General features: G+C 41.5%; 10 protein-coding genes and 1 pseudogene. 1 reads left to right on the top strand and 10 read right to left on the bottom strand.

Features of this window, described 5'->3' with window-relative positions; translation table 11 throughout:
- Positions 1 to 1,100: 1,100 nt before the first annotated feature.
- Positions 1,101 to 1,820, bottom strand: a complete 720-nt coding sequence (locus tag MHI01_RS00790) for an adenosine deaminase (protein WP_340982276.1) — start codon at positions 1,818 to 1,820, stop codon at positions 1,101 to 1,103.
- 1,341 nt (positions 1,821 to 3,161) lie between these two features.
- Positions 3,162 to 4,181, bottom strand: coding sequence for a phosphotransferase enzyme family protein (locus MHI01_RS00785; RefSeq protein WP_340982274.1), 1,020 nt, complete (start codon positions 4,179 to 4,181; stop codon positions 3,162 to 3,164).
- Between the two features lie 1,223 nt (positions 4,182 to 5,404).
- Here MHI01_RS00785 and MHI01_RS00775 point away from each other — a divergent pair.
- A pseudogene (locus tag MHI01_RS00775) lies at positions 5,405 to 6,524 on the top strand (tyrosine-type recombinase/integrase).
- Positions 6,525 to 6,612: 88 nt separating this feature from the next.
- Here MHI01_RS00775 and glnA read toward each other — a convergent pair.
- From glnA to hfq, 8 genes are all read right to left on the bottom strand, one after another.
- Positions 6,613 to 7,941 carry a type I glutamate--ammonia ligase gene (gene glnA / locus MHI01_RS00770; RefSeq protein ID WP_340982272.1) on the bottom strand — a complete coding sequence of 443 codons (1,329 nt, stop codon included), beginning with the start codon at positions 7,939 to 7,941 and terminating at the stop codon, positions 6,613 to 6,615.
- A 129-nt stretch (positions 7,942 to 8,070) separates the two neighbouring features.
- On the bottom strand, positions 8,071 to 8,484 hold the full coding sequence (locus MHI01_RS00765) for a MerR family transcriptional regulator (protein WP_017687924.1): 414 nt from the start codon (positions 8,482 to 8,484) through the stop codon (positions 8,071 to 8,073).
- Positions 8,485 to 8,566: 82 nt separating this feature from the next.
- A complete protein-coding gene (locus tag MHI01_RS00760; RefSeq protein WP_340982271.1) occupies positions 8,567 to 9,820 on the bottom strand; it encodes a methionine gamma-lyase family protein in 1,254 nt (417 codons plus the stop codon).
- Positions 9,821 to 9,903: 83 nt separating this feature from the next.
- On the bottom strand, positions 9,904 to 11,190 hold the full coding sequence (gene hflX, locus MHI01_RS00755) for a GTPase HflX (protein ID WP_076317601.1): 1,287 nt from the start codon (positions 11,188 to 11,190) through the stop codon (positions 9,904 to 9,906).
- 124 nt (positions 11,191 to 11,314) lie between these two features.
- Entirely contained in the window at positions 11,315 to 12,286 is a 972-nt protein-coding gene (locus MHI01_RS00750; protein WP_036613563.1) for an AAA family ATPase, read from the bottom strand.
- Between the two features lie 110 nt (positions 12,287 to 12,396).
- Positions 12,397 to 12,960: a DUF402 domain-containing protein gene (locus MHI01_RS00745; RefSeq protein WP_036613560.1), complete on the bottom strand. Its 564-nt coding sequence runs from the start codon at positions 12,958 to 12,960 to the stop codon at positions 12,397 to 12,399.
- A gap of 288 nt (positions 12,961 to 13,248) precedes the next feature.
- A complete protein-coding gene (locus MHI01_RS00740; protein ID WP_340982270.1) occupies positions 13,249 to 15,903 on the bottom strand; it encodes a PBP1A family penicillin-binding protein in 2,655 nt (884 codons plus the stop codon).
- A gap of 170 nt (positions 15,904 to 16,073) precedes the next feature.
- Complete coding sequence (gene hfq, locus MHI01_RS00735) at positions 16,074 to 16,316, bottom strand: RNA chaperone Hfq (RefSeq protein ID WP_017687918.1); 243 nt, start codon at positions 16,314 to 16,316, stop codon at positions 16,074 to 16,076.
- Between the last annotated feature and the right edge of the window lie 174 nt (positions 16,317 to 16,490).

Here is a 16,490-nt window from a genome sequence, read left to right as displayed (position 1 = left end):
ATTTTTTGCTTCCGACAGTTTGATGCACTGTAAGAAAGAATTCTAATTTCAGTTTCTCTTTAATGGGTTACTAGATAAATGACAATGGTTTTTGCGCTGTTACTAACATGAATTGATACATTTCTTCAAAATAGAAATGTTTAGTTACCACATATAAAAAACTCCCCTTTCATTAATGAAAAGAGAGCTTTACGATTATCTATCGGTGAACGAATGCATCATGTTAAAAGTAAGCCATGGTTACAGACAAACATAGGCTTCTTTGGTGACCCTTTTATCTGCTTCCATCTATATAACTCATCATCAGTTATTTTAAGTTTTCCACGCAATCATGTGCCTAGTTTCGTGTTTTTTATGAATTGCCCATACCTTGATTTGATGGTAATCAACAGGCTCTATTCTTAAACATCCCGGGTTTGCACACTTTCCACCAGTCTCACTAAGAAGTTTTTTTATTTTTCTAGATACGCTTTTCCTTCTTTATGCAACTCCCTAGGATAATTCGCGTAATAATTACACTATCCTGTCCGTTATCTTAAAACTATTTTTAAGTCTAATTCAGCTGGGCTACACTTATTTGGAAAGAAAACATAATACCATTTTCACCAAACATGATTTATAGTCTTAATTGCTACGTTTGAAATCTTACTAATCGCATTCTTTACAGGTATACTGCCCGGTTTTATACCAGCCTTCAAAATATCTGTAGCAGCTTGTCTGGTAAGACACGAAAAAACCAACGTTTTAACTTCATCATCTTTTGGATTATAACCACGCATGTGAGCAATGGCAGCTATCACTCGTATTTGCACGTACATTAATCAGCTGGTTTAGCTACTGGAAGAGTGACAACAACACCTACGCCAGTTAGAAACCTACTTGTTACTCCTTTAATATTTTGTCAACGGATTAAAGCATCAATTGCTTTATCGGTTGAGCTTTTCTTTTTCGTAAGACCACTCTATCAATTTATTTAGTTTCTGCTAAGTAGTTAAATATTTATCTAATCGGTAATCGAAAAATGAACTTGTACGAATAAAACAAAAAAGCCGCTATAATAGCGACTTTAATGGGATATTTTCTATCCGACATAAATAGATTTAATATTCGTTCACTGGACCACAACCAAAAGGTTGGCAAGTCTGGATTGTAGAAGCGGTATCAATAAAACCGGTATAATCATGATATTTATAATAGTGATGGTCCTTCCTGATGAATAATGTCGCACTAAAATCACTATGCCTAACATCTCTAGTGTATGTTTTTGTTACCCAGTAGGCTCTAGGAGCATCCTTAGAAAGATAATAACCACCGATGCTTACAAGTATGCCCGCTATTCTACCACCTACAGGTCCTCCTATAAAGGAAGCAAGTATACCTGCTATTGCAGAAGCAGTTGCATATATTATCTCTGTGGAATTTTCTACTTTGCCTTTATATACATAACCGTCTGCTAATGCTTGTGGCGAGAAACTGAGATCTTCGTGAATAGGTTTTATTTCGTTTGTAGCATAATTCACTTCGCCAGTTTGAAGATTTTCATACTTTACTTTAGTCTCATCAACTTTTGTAATTTTTAACTCATCTTTACCATTTAAATCTGTTGCAATATAATAGCTGTCATATTGAATTAATGTAGAACCGTCTTTAAAAGTGATGGAATTATCGGTTGTACTTTCGACTAGTTCTAAAAGGCTATTTTCCACTTGAAGTGCTGGTAAAGAATTTGCCTGATCTTGAGCGAATGCTGGAATTGAGATAGATGTAGAAAGCATGACTCCGGCTAAAAATGTTTTAGCAATTTTCATTGTTTGTATCATTTTAGTCCTCCATTCAATTCTAATCTTTCTTTTTTCTAAAAAAATCGAATTTGATTACGTAATCAAACAAAGATGTAATCACAATAGCCCCAATTGGAATAAACAAATAAACCCAGAACGGATTATTTGGAGCTTCACCAGGCGGAGAATCTGTTAAAATAAAGTAAAGAACAATGCAATAGATTATAGCCAATACAATACCTGTTATGTTTCTATTTTTCATAGTTGCTCTCACCTCTTGTTCACAGAATCAAGTATTGTTTTTCCAACTCAAAAATATTATAACATAAATTTGGTATAATTTCTCTTATATACCTTAAAGTTTTTAAATAATATTTATGATGATAGCTTTAACCAGTATAATTCCCTTTGCTCAACAGCTATTTTCAGTACTATATTTCGTTTTTTAATATCTGACTCCTTATCTCAGCGTTTCAGTTGCTGTATAATAATATGTAACTTCTCATGCGCTAGGATACTAAATGATATTTTCAGTTAAACGCACAATGATTAGACACATCTCTATTCCGACTTATAGTTACTTTCTCAGCGATAAAACAAATGTAGTAGACTTAACATAACTTTCGGAGCCAAATATGACTCCTGCACAAACGAGCCTTATATACAAAGGCTCGTTTTTTGATGTATCTTGTAAAATATCTTTTCTGTTACTAATTCGAAGATTTTCCTTTTTACATCTTTCAACAACAACATTTTACTGCTCTGTTCGATACTTTGATTAACTTGCGCTTACACCGCTGTAAGGCGGTTTTACATACACAAAAAAAGAAATAACGTTCTATACAGTACCCGTTCTCTCGAGATGTGCCATCATCTCTTATCAGAAGTTTTCCCATCATTCCTACAGCTACCCCTTCTGGACGCTCCGTATAGGACGGATGCTTTCCATATAAAAGCTCGATCTTCCATAATGCCTCAACCGTTTTTGGCATCTCGCTGAACTGAACATTCGGCGCAAACCATCAAGCCCCTAGAAAAGAAAAAAGACGACCCACCAATTCGAGTCGCCTTCATTCCAACTCAATGCCAGTTTAAAAAATCACGAAACGACCCAAACAGCTCCGTCAAAATACACCCCGAAAATGAAGGGGAACTAGAGAAGCTGAAGAACAATTGGATCGGACAAACTTCATGAATAAGCATAAATCTTCATAATAAACAGAAAAGTTTCAGCGCTAAGTACACAAGTAGATCTTATATAAACTCGAAGTCATAGCTCACGTTTTTAAAACTTGATGATACGAACAAACACTCTAAACAGCGACCTATTGTAAATCATCACCATAAGATATCATTATTTTAGCCCGGTATCGGTTAGTATTAATCCACATTTACAGGCTCGATCACTTCGAATAAAAATGGATTACCATTTAAATATTCTCTTATGTATGCTTGGGCATACTTTTGTTCATCGATTAAACTGGTTGTTTCTCTTGGATCAGAGGAGTGATGGCAGGTGTTCTCGATCATGAACATGACAAAAAAACATTCCAGATCCCGAATATAGTCCGTTTCCAACTTCCTAATACTCTCATAACCTTGGACAAGCATCCATCGATGTTTTGGCCAAAGCTCCAATATGGTACCTGCCATATCATAGAGATAATATCCGTACCCACATCTTCCAAAATCAATCGGATAGGGTTGATTATCTCTAAAAACCATATTACCGGTATGTAAATCAGCATGAATGAGCCCATAGTTATGTTCACTTGGATGCATCGTGGTAAGTTGGGATACAACCTTCTCAGCTGCATCTTGATACAGCTTCCACCCCTCTTCGGATAAAAAACGTTCATAATAACGTTCCAACTTAGCCATTTCACGTTTAAAACTTTCTACTCCCCAAGTAGGTCTTACAAAATCAGAAGGTGGATTGAAATCCTTTGCCGCTGCATGGAGCCTGCTCATCAATACACCCATATTATATGCTTGATTATCTGTAAATTCACCTACTGCTTTTTCACCTTCTATCCACCGCATCATCGTTACATAAGGGCGCCTATATCCTATCTCTGTTTCGATGTCCAATACATAAATACCATCACAATTTGCCATCCCTTCTGGTACATTTAGATCTTTCGATTTGTTCAGGGCTTGTAACAGTAGCAGCTCCGAACGAATTTCCTCTCTGCTTAATCGGTCCGAATGAATGCGAAGTAAATAATTGTTATCTGTACTGGTTTCAATTTTATACGTGATCGTATCGGATAGTTGAATAAACTGGATGTTATCCCATTCTAAGTTATACTTTTGAATTGCAGATAAAGCGACTTTCCTTGCTCTGATTAATAACGCCCGCCGTTCTTCATCAGTATCAAATCTAAAAAAATCATTCATTTGTTATCCCCCTGCAGTTTTTATTTTATGAAGTAAATCAACTACTTCTCTTATATGTTATTATAACGATAGTAAAAGCTTGAAAATATGTAATAAACAATTTAAACTATACTATACACAAAAAAGTCACATTAGGATTTCTTCCAATGCGACTTTTGTTAAGCTATTATTTTGTATAAACGATCTTTTTAATAGTATCGCTTGAAAGGAAAAATCGATCTGAAAGTTTCTCGATAGTGTCACCATCGAGAAACTTTCGCCGGATTTCATCATTTCTAAGATTATAATTTTTCTGCTGCCTGAATTTTCACCCCGATTTTTAACTCAAACCTTTTGATCTAGGGACGTAAACCAATCCACCGTTCATATACTTTTGTATTTCATTTAGTAATTCTTCCGGAAAGATGATGTCGGCATTTACATATCTCATGATAGCCGCTCCTTAAAATAGTTGAATTTTAAGGTAGCAAAGTCTACACTATAACAATTATCACTATCCGGATTTAAGGCGGTTACTTATATTATTAGCTCTATACAAACAACCGCTGTTGTTCTCGAACATTGTCATAGTGTCTCTCCTTCATAAATAACATTCAAACTATCTTCATCGGAAATAGAATGCTATCTCAATAGTAACATATTACTCCGAGTGGGCGAAGTGTCAACACTATACAATTAAGTCGTTTGAGCTAAACTGTCACATCTCATCTATTCCTTACGGACCATCAATATTAGACACTCCACATGTATCGAGTACGTGAATACTTTAAGCTCCTTCCTGCAAACTCAGCGTTGCCGATGCGATATCCAGTTCAATTCTCTGCTTTATCACTAGCGATGATATGGTTCACCTCAGTTAATCTTAAACTAAACTGCCCGCCAGCTTAATGAATTAGAGCAGTGACAAGTAGTTAAATACTTATCTAATCGGTAATCAGATCATTTCCTTTTCGGCAATCGGTACAAGTTCTGGTCTCGAACCAAGGACAAGAACTTTAAAGCTAAAGTATGATCAATTCCTGTGAAATAGGGTAGAATTGTTTTAGTTACTTTTCCGCAAGAAACCTCTGCACTAATTTAAACATAGTTATTGGAGCCAAATATGACTCCTGCACAAACGAGCCTTAGTTACCGAAGGCTCGTTTTTTGATGATTTTTTTAAAATATCTTTTCCGACTTTAATTCGAAGCTCTTTCTCCTTTTTCTAGTAGGGAGGAATGAAATTGGCAAGTTTTAAGAAATTAAAAAGTGGCTGGAGGTATCGGTTAAAATACACCGATCCGTTCACTCAACAACAAAAAGAGAAATCCGAAGCGGGTTTTCGAACTAAACCAGAGGCTGAATTAGCTACTGCTGAATTTTTAAAGTAGCTAAAGCAAGGGTTCGAACAGAGCGACATTCCTTTGGTCGATTACATTCGAAATTGGATAAATAACTACAAAAAAGAAGTTGTACGAAAGAATACGATCAAACTACATGAAAACAACCTTAATACCCATATCAAACCTTATTTTAAACGTCTGATGCTCAAAGATTTAAAACCAGATATGTATCAGGTCTTTTTGGACTCTCTGTTTAAAAAGGGACTCAGCAAACGTACGGCCGAGATCATCAACTCTACTGTATACTCAGCCATGGAACATGCACTGATTCAAGGAAAAATATTACGCAATCCATGTAATTGATTCAGAAGACATTCCCAAATTCCTTCACACGGCCCGAGGGTATGGGTACATTTATTGGATTTTCTTCAAATTGCTTATTGAAACGGGTTTACGAAAAGGTGAAGTTGCCGCTCTCAGGTGGTCGGATATCAATTTCAAAGAAAAGACGATCCGCGTGGATGAAACACTCGATTTTCAAGCCGCAGACGAGGATGAACTTTTCGGAGAAACAAAAACCGGAAATTCTACCCGCACCATTAGTGTAAGTAACGGAATCATAAATGATTTGAGGTACCATGCTTCATGGCAGAATCAAAATAAGATCAATTTAGGGGAGTCCATGTACAGACACGATTTAAATCTCGTCTTGTGCAGGAATGATGGTAGTCCGATGCCTAAATCTAGTTTATTTAATGCTTCGAAGAGAATTTTGAGAAAAGCGGGTTTAAGTGAGGATTTAACGATCCATTCCTTCAGACATACCTATGCCGTGATCATGCTTGAAGCTGGGGCCGACATAAAATTTGTACAAGAGCAGCTTGGGCATGGCAGTGTGCAAATTACATCCGATGTGTATGCTCATATTTCTAAAAAGCTAGAGAAGCGTAACATTGATAAATATGAAGAGTACACTTCCCGTATTTTTGGATCAGAAAATCAAAAACCGAGGGACGTTTAGGGGACGCAACCTCAATAGAAGTGCAATTCCCTCAAAACGTCCCCCGGCTCATTCCTTCAAAACCCCGTAGTTACAAGGTTTTTTTCAATTAGTACGAAGTGATATATTGATCGCGTTCCCATTGGTGGACTTGTGTACGGTACATATCCCACTCAATTTCTTTCAGCTCATAGAAGTGAGCCAAGGCGTGGTCGCCGAGAGCATCACAGATGACTTCGCTACGGATCAATTCATTCAATGCTTCTTTCAGGTCAGCTGGCAAGCTTGGAATGCCTTCTTCCACACGCTCTTCTTCTGACATGATGTAGATGTTACGGTCAATTGGAGTTGGTAAGGAAAGCTCACGTTTGATTCCGTCCAGACCTGCTTTTAACAGAACAGACAAAGCCAGGTAAGGGTTAGCAGCCGGATCCGGGTTACGAACCTCAACACGTGTACTCAGACCACGGGAAGCTGGAATACGAATCATTGGGCTACGGTTACTAGCAGACCATGCTACATAACAAGGTGCTTCATAACCTGGTACAAGACGTTTGTATGAGTTCACAGTTGGGTTAGTAATTGCTGCAAACGCACGTGCATGCTTCAGAGTTCCAGCCATGAAGTGACGAGCAGTTTTGCTCAGACCCAACTCGTCCGACTCATCAACAAATGCGTTCTCATTGCCTTTGAACAAGGACTGGTTACAGTGCATACCGGATCCGTTCATACCAAACAGCGGTTTTGGCATGAATGTAGCATGTAAACCATGCTGACGTGCAATCGTTTTAACAACGAGTTTGAACGTTTGGATCTGGTCAGCAGCTTTCAGAGCATCAGCATATTTGAAGTCGATCTCATGCTGACCTGGAGCTACCTCATGGTGGGAAGCTTCGATCTCAAAGCCCATTTCTTCAAGTGTGATAACGATGTCACGACGACAGTTTTCACCAAGATCCGTAGGCGCAAGGTCGAAATAACCACCTTGGTCATTCAGTTCGTTAGTCGGGTTTCCTTTTTCGTCTGTTTTGAACAAGAAGAACTCGGGTTCAGGACCAACGTTGAAGGAAGTGAATCCCATATCTTGGGCTTCCTTCAGGTTACGTTTCAAGATACCACGTGGATCTCCTGGGAACGGATTACCATCCGGAAGATATACGTCGCAAATCAGACGTGCAACACGGTTCTCTGCAACCCATGGGAAAATAAGCCAAGAATCTAGATCTGGATAGAGGTACATGTCGGACTCTTCAATACGTACATAACCTTCAATGGAAGATCCATCGAACATCATCTTGTTATCCAGAGCCTTAGTCAACTGACTCACAGGAATCTCAACGTTTTTGATAGCTCCAAGCAAATCAGTAAATTGCAATCGAATGAATCGTACGTTTTCTTCTTTCGAAATGCGGAGAATGTCTTCTTTTGTATAACTCACTATAACCTCTCCCTTTCTTATCTGCGTATTTGGCTTGCCTGTTATATTTGTACATTAGAAAGTTCCACGGGTCAAGGAGTCTCACACCAAAAGTGCATGTTTTCCCCTCACTCGCCAAGTTATGCGAATTTAGTTTTTATTAAAGAATCGGGAAAGCTCTCCCTGAATGAGAGATACTTGTCCTGGTCTCTTACCTGATACAAGCTGCTGCTTCAGCAAGCGGTGCAACTGCGTATCGGACAGCTCTCTGCGTTTAACTTCAGTATCTGGCGTGATAACTGTAGCTTCCTCGGATTCTTTTGAAACAGGATTCATCACTTGTTTGATGCCCGCGATGTTAACTCCTTTTTCAATCAAAGCCTTGATCTCTAGCAATCTCTCTACGTCATTAAAAGAGAATAACCGTTGATTACCTGACGTTCTCGCAGGAACGATCAAGCTGTGCTGCTCATAGTAACGAATCTGACGTGCAGACAGATCCGTAAGTTTCATTACAATACCAATTGGGAATAAGGCCATATTTCTGCGGATTTCATCACCCATGTTCATCAACCTTCCAGTCATCTATTCTTCACCCTATTGTACATTTAGTTATTACCAAGTGTCAATGACGTGTTAGATAAACTCACAATAATTTACGATCTTTCATAGTCTGTAACGCCATCAAAACGCCATATTTGACATGAGAGTACGTTAATCCGCCTTGCATATACCCGATATACGGCTCCCGAATAGGCGCGTCGGCTGATAATTCCAGACTTCCACCCTGAATGAACGTACCTGCCGCCATAATGACAGGGTGCTCATAACCAGGCATGTCCCACGGTTCAGGAACCACATGGCTATCCACAGCTGCTGCACGCTGAATCCCCTGCACGAAGGCGATCAGATGCTCTGCAGAGCTAAACTTAACAGCCTGGATCAGATCTGTGCGAGCTTCATTCCAGGCGGGTTTGGTTACAAATCCGGATTCAGCAAACATCGCAGCAGCAAACGTACTTCCTTTGATAGCTTGTCCTACAATTGTCGGTGCCATGTAAAGTCCTTGGTAGATGCCACGTGTTGTCCCCAGCATTGCTCCAACCTCTCCCCCAATTCCAGGGGCTGTTAGACGATAAGCTGCCAGCTGTACGTATTGTTCCTTCCCACATATGTATCCACCGGTTTCCGCAATGCCTCCACCAGGATTCTTGATCAGTGATCCGGCCATCAGATCAACTCCGACTTCTGTCGGTTCACGTTCCTCCGTGAATTCACCGTAACAATTGTCTACGAATACGATGACATCTTCCTTAAGCTCTTTAACACGCGTAACCATGTCAGCAATCTCAGCAACACAGAAGGATGAGCGCCAGTCATAACCACGTGAACGTTGAATCCCAATGACTTTTGTAGCCGGTGTAATGCTTTTTTCAACTGCTACCCAGTCCACTCCACCTTCATCAGTTAAGGCCGTCTCACGGTAACCGATGCCAAAATCGCGTAATGAACCTGTACCATCACCGGGTTTGCCAATAACTTTATGCAATGTGTCGTAAGGCTTACCCGTGATGTACAATAATTCGTCACCTGGACGCAAAACTCCAAAGAGAGCTGTACTAATCGTATGAGTACCTGAAGCAAAATGAGGACGCACCAACGCGGCTTCCGCGCCGAAAACATCAGCATATACTTCATCAAGCACTTCACGGCCACGATCGTTATAGGCATAACCTGTTGAACCTGCAAAGTGAAAATCACTTACTTTTCGCTGTTGGAAAGCATTAATCACCTTCCATTGATTGTGATCTGTGATCCGATCAATCTGTTGCAGTTGTCCTTCAATCTGACGCTCCACTTGACGTTGAAGTTCAGATATTTCTGAATCAAAGCTTACCATCTTACTTCATTCCCCTTCATAGCACGAATCTGACGTCGAATATCCATTATCGTGTAACTTATCACATCAATATGTCATGAATATTACAATTCAATGAATTCTTCAAGCATATAACCAAATTTCTCATATTCACCTTTTTGCAATTCAACTTCATAAATTACATCATTCTCTTCAAAGCTGGTATCCACTACATCACCAATTTTATAGAGTACTGACGTAAGATCACCACGTTCTGCCGGAATACGGAAGCGCTTCGTATCACCTGTCAGCTCTGTCTGAATGAATTCACGGATTTTAAGCAGATCCTCCGAGTCTAATGCGCTTACTTTAATATGGTCTTTATCCAATGGAAGCATCTCAAGTTGCTCTGGTGTGCACGCATCTTTTTTGTTATACAGGACTAACTGCGGCTTGTCCCCTGAACCAAGTTCTTGCAGAATCGTATTAACCGTCCGCATCTGATCTTCACGCATAGCTGATGAGGCGTCCACAACATGCAGGATCAGGTCTGCCTCATTCACTTCCTCCAACGTTGCCCGGAATGCTGCAATCAGATCATGCGGTAGATTTTGAATAAATCCAACCGTGTCGGTAAGTACGATTTCTTTTCCACTTGGAAGTTCCATCGTACGTGATGTAGGATCCAATGTTGCGAATAGCTGATCTTGAATATACACATCTGCAGCCGTCAACTGCTTGAGCAAAGTTGATTTGCCAGCATTGGTATAACCAACAAGGGCCACCTGAACAATACCTGTCTTTTTACGGCGTTCACGATGCAACTTACGATGACGTGTCAATTCTTCCAGATGACGTTTCAGATCATCGATACGACCACGAATGTGACGGCGGTCTGTCTCCAGTTTGCTTTCACCTGGGCCTCTTGTTCCGATTCCGCCCCCGAGTCTGGACAGGTTCTTGCCATGACCCGACAACCGTGGCAGCAAATAGCTATGTTGAGCCAATTCCACTTGAATGATACCTTCTCTAGTATTGGCCCGTTGTGCAAAGATGTCCAAAATCAATTGGGTACGATCAATAATTTTGAGATCGAGGGTTTCTTCCAGATTACGAACCTGTGCACCTGACAATTCCTGATCAAAAATAGCCGTAGTTGCTCCGAGCTCCTCCGCGATTGCACGGAGTTCTTCCACCTTACCTTTACCAATGAACCATTTGGTATCACGTTTTTCCCTGTTCTGAGAAAGTACACTTAGCACTTCAACTCCAGCTGTCTCGGCAAGTTTCACCAATTCCTCTAAAGAGTACTCAGGATTGATACCTGTGCGTTTTACATCATCCGTAACAAGACTCACCAAGACGGCGCGATCTTTTTTGACCATATCTGTATCATGCGTGCCATTTGTCATGTATATGTTCACTCCCTCTAATTACTAAATTAATCCGTTGATATACATTGCCACGAATATGCCATGGCATGCCTTAAGCCGAACCGGTTGGCCCGGCCGGCTGGTGTAAAAACTATATTATCGCTTACTTTCGCTCAAAGTTCAAATCCTCTGTACGGATTGTCATCAGCTCCAGTTTTCCTGGACTGCCTTCCGAGTATTGTTCCAACAAACGAACCGCCTGATGCCTGATCGAACGCTCAATGGCATTACGAACGTATCTGGCGTTACTGAACGCATGCAGCGAATCATTTTTTTCCTGAAGCAAATGTTGCTTTAGCTTGAGTATGGTCTGAGGCATTAGAATATAATCACGCTCTTTGGCCATAATCTCAGAGATTTGAATCAACTGATCAATGCTATAGTCTGGAAACTCCACTTGAATGGGAAAGCGCGAAGGTAATCCGGGATTGGTCTGGAGAAAAAAATCAATTTCATCTGAATAACCAGCCAATATGAGAATGAATTGGTTTTTATTGTCTTCCATTGATTTTACAAGTGTATCAATAGCTTCCTTGCCAAAATCCTTCTCTCCCCCGCGGGCCAAACTGTAGGCTTCATCAATGAACAATATCCCACCGAGTGCCTTCTTAACCAGATCTCTTGTTTTCTGCGCCGTGTGACCTATATATTCTCCAACCAGATCCGCACGCTCTACTTCAATAAGATGACCTTTACTTAACACACCCATCTTCTGAAAGAGTTTGGCAACGATCCTCGCCACGGTGGTCTTACCGGTTCCCGGATTACCTTTGAAGATCATATGATACACGTGCGCACCACTAAGTAAGCCTGCTTCGGTACGCATCTGAGCAATCTGTAGAAAAGCATAGATCTCAAACACCAAGTCTTTGATATTTTCAAGTCCAACCAGTTGCTCCAATTCACCCTGTATCTCCTGGAAGTGCGCATGTTTGGTTATACTCTTGGCTGCCTGTACTGCCGCTGCTTCATCTTTGACCAACATCTGAGGTTCCTGGTTACGCAACACAATATTAATTTGTCTGGATGGTCTGCCTCCTGGTTGCTCTCCTGCAGCCATGACCCGTCCGTTCATTCGCCATCACCTCTATTTTATCGGGCTGAACTCTCCTGATTATTAATGTATTCTATCAGGTGCTCCAATATTAGAAGGATCATGAAGAATTCTACGGATAAGTAGATGACTCAAATCTGAATGTTTTTTCGAAACTCTCCGTTCTCAAACAAACTCGGCCTATGCTTCAGTGATAACTGAAAGTATGGGAATACATGTGCATCAATGGCATGCAGCAGTTCCTTTGCCGTCTTGTTAGCCAAGTCATAATCACCCGTTGTAATATGTTTTCGTGACAGTGCATCTTCAAGCTCATCTTCATCCAGCAAAAATACTTCCCCATCTTTCAATACAACGACATCCAGATACAGGTCATCAAACCAAGGAACACCCTGATCGGTTATCCCCTGACTACGACATGTATCAATGTACCACTCTACAATCCGTTCCTTATCGTCAAACATCGCCGTAACTACAAAGTGCTCTCCCTTCGGATAGTATTGCAGCCAGGAATAACCTTTATCTGCGATACAGAAGGTACTGCCTCCATAAGTTTTCCACAGAGGTTCTTTCAAATCCTGTATGGTGTACAAAGTAATATAACCTGTGAAAATTTTGGATTGAACGAACCGGCATGTGAATTGTCGGTTCGTAATCCGGCGCCAGTTCGCGCGATCCCCGAATTTCCGTTTCATACGAACCCCTCTTTGCCGACTACAGGTCCGTGACCTGCTCTGATGTTATTGGTGAACAATGTAATAACGTCCGCCCGATGGATTCCAGCGCTCTGGGTCCGCCCTTGCACAACGTATTACGAATAGTTACAGCTTACCATATTTAAGGTTTACACTCAAAATCAAGCTTTGTCCCACCTATTCATCAAATCAGCTTCCATTACAGTTGGTTCTGTATAACCCAAAAAACTGCTTCACCGGTTTCCCGGGAAGCAGTTTTTCAATGTAGCTATTTAGTGATTCATTGGCTTAGCCGCCGGTGCCAGCTTGGGAATCTGCAGGTGCATCTGTCCCTCCAGTATCCCCACTTGTTCCGCTGTCCGGAGTTACAACTTCGCCCGGCGTTGTTACGCCCCCATCATCGGGACCTTCACCATTTCCGCCAGGATCTGTTGTGCCCTGACCAGGTGGGGGCGTATTTCCTTCCCCAGGTTGACCGTTTCCGCCGTTATTACCACCGTTGCCATTGTTTCCGTTATTACCATTTCCGTTGTTGCCATTTTCATTTTCATTACCGTTATTACCGTTCGAATTGCCATTATCCGGTGTACCATTGTCCGGATTCTCCGTACCTGGCTGCTCAGGATCTATCTCTGTTCCAGGGTCTATACCAGGATCAGGTTCCTCCGGCGGCACTTCCTGCGCTTCAATCATCAAGGAGATGGTGTTGGAAGGATCCGTCTCAAGTCCTGATGCCAAGTCGTAAGCTGTCACATAGTACTCATAGGTTAGACCAGGCAACGCACTTAAATCTTGTGCATTGGTCGCTCCTATTGCATCAATGAGATGAGTGAACTGGGCTTCAGATGTTTCTTTCCGATAAATTCGATATTGCGTACTCGCGTCACCCGTTCCAGTCCAACTCAGGGAGACGGTTTGTGCATTTGGATCGTATGATCCACTAAGCCCACTAACGGACAGAGCCGGCTTTTCTGGTTCTTCTACTGGCGGAGGTGCCTGCCCTCCAGCTGGTGCTTTGAATTGCTTCACTGGAACGCCTTTTAAAGCATCTCCCATGACTTTGGCAAAGAAAGCTGCCGACAGCTTACTGCTGTTCTTAAGCATATGATTGGCATCCGGATTGTCATAGCCCATCCAGACTGCCGCAGTCCATTCCGGGGTGTATCCAACAAACCATACATCACGGTTGGCACTGTTGCCAGAGATACCACTTTGAACTGTTCCTGTTTTACCCGCTACCGGACGATCCAGACGTGCTGAACGTCCCGTACCGTCATTAACGACGTTCTGCAGCATCTGTGTAAGCTGATACGCATTTTGCTCACTCATGACACGAGTTGTGTCCGAGTTATCATGTTTATAAGTGGTTTTGCCTGCGCTATCCTTGATTTCTTTAATCGCATAGGCTTGTCGGTATTCTCCGAGGTTGGCAAATGCACTATAGGCTTGCGCCATTTCCAGTGTATTTGTACCTTTACTTAGACCACCGAGGGCAATCGCCAAGTTTTTGTCTTCATCTGTCAGCTGTATGCCTACACTCTTGGCAAAATTAATGCCTGTGTTAACACCTATTTTATCAAGCAGCCAAACCGCAGGGATATTTTCCGACTTCGTAATTGCATCCGTCATACTGATCGTTGAAGAATATCCATGCAAGTTACCAGGACAGTAGTTACCAAAACATTGCTTCGCATTACTCAGCGATGAGTTGGCACTGTAATTTCCTGATTCAAGCGCAGGTGCATAAGACACAATCGGTTTAAAAGCTGAACCTGGTTGTCTTCGACTCTGCGTTACACGGCTATAACCTTTAGTCTGATAATCCCGTCCTCCCAGGAGGGCAACGAGGCTACCATTCTCATGGTTCATGATAACCATGGAGCCTTGAACCTGTTGATCGTCTTTACTTGCCTCGAACAGATTATCATCTGTGAAGGCAGTTTCCATGGCTGTTTGAGCCTGAGCATCCATAGTTGTATAGATTTTGTACCCGCCGATATTCAGATCATCTTCCGTTTTACCTGTTACTCGTTCAGCTTCACGGAGCACATAATCTATAAAACCTTGATACTTCCTGTCTTTCTCTGGTCGCTTGTAGTTATAGTTAATCTCTTTTGCTTCGTCCATCTCCGCCTTGGTAATGTAGCCTTGTTCATACATCAGCTGCAATACCACACCTCGGCGTGCTTTTGAGTCGTTTGGATTGCTCACCGGATTATAGGCAGAAGGCCCTTTCGGCATAGCTGCTAATGTAGCAATTTGCCACAACTTCAACCTCTTGAGATCAGTAACTCCAAAGTAAAATTCAGATGCCGCTTTAATCCCGTAACGCTGATGACCGAAGAAAATACGGTTCAGATACATCGTCAGGATTTCGTCTTTTGTGTACTTGCGCTCTAATGCCATGGCAATCGATACTTCCGTTGCTTTACGGAAGAACGTCTTGTCACGGGACAAGAACATGTTCTTGGCAAGCTGTTGGGTTAGTGTACTACCACCTTCCACCATGGAACGAGCCATGACATCCTTAACCGCTGCACGCCCAATGGACCAGATATCCACGCCCTGATGATCGTAGAATCGCTTATCCTCCGTTGCAACAAAGGCTTGCTTCACAAGCTCAGGAATATCATCTTCTTTGACAGGTTCCAGCTTCTGAATGGATAGTTCCCCCATTAATTGGCCATTGCGATCATATACTTTTGAAGTTTCATTAATTGTGGTTTTGTCCTTATTGGCTTTGAGCAGATTTTCACCACTCACCATAATAAATAAATATCCGCCAAGTGCACAGAATATGGCGATTGCCATTGTGAAAAACAGTGTCCATCCAACGCGTTTACCCGTAATTTTTTTCTTTTTAGAGGTCTTTGGCTTCGCTTTTTTGGGTGACTTGTTATTGTTGTTGCGATTGTTAGACCTCGACAACGGATCGTTTGGCATGTTACCTCCTGACTCCCTTTCGGTTGCATAATTTCTAATCGTCTGTAGGCTCAGGCATATATTAAACATATTTTGCCCGGAATGAAAAGAACAACCCTTTATTCAGGTTGCTCTGTTTCAATACCTATACTTGTAGACGAAATGGTTGGTGAAAAGGTTTCGTAATTTTTTTAAGCTTCGCCGCTGTTATCTTGCTGCATCAGCGATACGCTGCGTTGCGGCGTGAACGTGGAGATGGCATGCTTGTAGACCATTTGCTGGCGTCCGTCGCTGTCAATGACGATCGTAAAATTGTCAAATGCCTTGATCGTCCCGCGGATTTGGAAGCCGTTGGTCAGATAGACCGTAGCAGGAATATTTTCTTTCCGCAGTTGGTTCAAGAACGTATCTTGGATGTTGATGGACTTGTTCATTAGCCGTACCCCCATTGGTTCATTTGAATTCGTGTTCAAGTAATATTCAATATCGCTGAGTAGCTTTCGTGCTATTATATCATGAACAGTTTCATATAATCCACAAAAACCCCTTGTCTGCTATTTTACCCCCATTCTTAGCGAGGTGAACAAATAGAAGACTTATCCATTATA

It is taken from the genome of Paenibacillus sp. FSL M7-0656 (assembly GCF_038003225.1).
In the GTDB taxonomy this organism is placed as follows: Bacteria; Bacillota; Bacilli; order Paenibacillales; family Paenibacillaceae; genus Paenibacillus; species Paenibacillus amylolyticus.
Note: the sequence above shows the minus strand (reverse complement) of the source record. Positions and strands in the feature narration are given on the sequence as shown.

Bases quoted from the DNA above. Each gene is read 5' to 3' on its own strand.
- MHI01_RS00790 (WP_340982276.1), bottom strand. From the start codon at position 1,820: ATGATACAAACAATGAAAATTGCTAAAACATTTTTAGCCGGAGTCATG.
- MHI01_RS00785 (WP_340982274.1), bottom strand. From the start codon at position 4,181: ATGAATGATTTTTTTAGATTTGATACTGATGAAGAACGGCGGGCGTTA.
- MHI01_RS00765 (WP_017687924.1), bottom strand. From the start codon at position 8,484: ATGGGTGATGAAATCCGCAGAAATATGGCCTTATTCCCAATTGGTATT.
- MHI01_RS00760 (WP_340982271.1), bottom strand. From the start codon at position 9,820: ATGGTAAGCTTTGATTCAGAAATATCTGAACTTCAACGTCAAGTGGAG.
- hflX (WP_076317601.1), bottom strand. From the start codon at position 11,190: ATGACAAATGGCACGCATGATACAGATATGGTCAAAAAAGATCGCGCC.
- MHI01_RS00750 (WP_036613563.1), bottom strand. From the start codon at position 12,286: ATGAACGGACGGGTCATGGCTGCAGGAGAGCAACCAGGAGGCAGACCA.
- MHI01_RS00745 (WP_036613560.1), bottom strand. From the start codon at position 12,960: ATGAAACGGAAATTCGGGGATCGCGCGAACTGGCGCCGGATTACGAAC.
- MHI01_RS00740 (WP_340982270.1), bottom strand. From the start codon at position 15,903: ATGCCAAACGATCCGTTGTCGAGGTCTAACAATCGCAACAACAATAAC.
- hfq (WP_017687918.1), bottom strand. From the start codon at position 16,316: ATGAACAAGTCCATCAACATCCAAGATACGTTCTTGAACCAACTGCGG.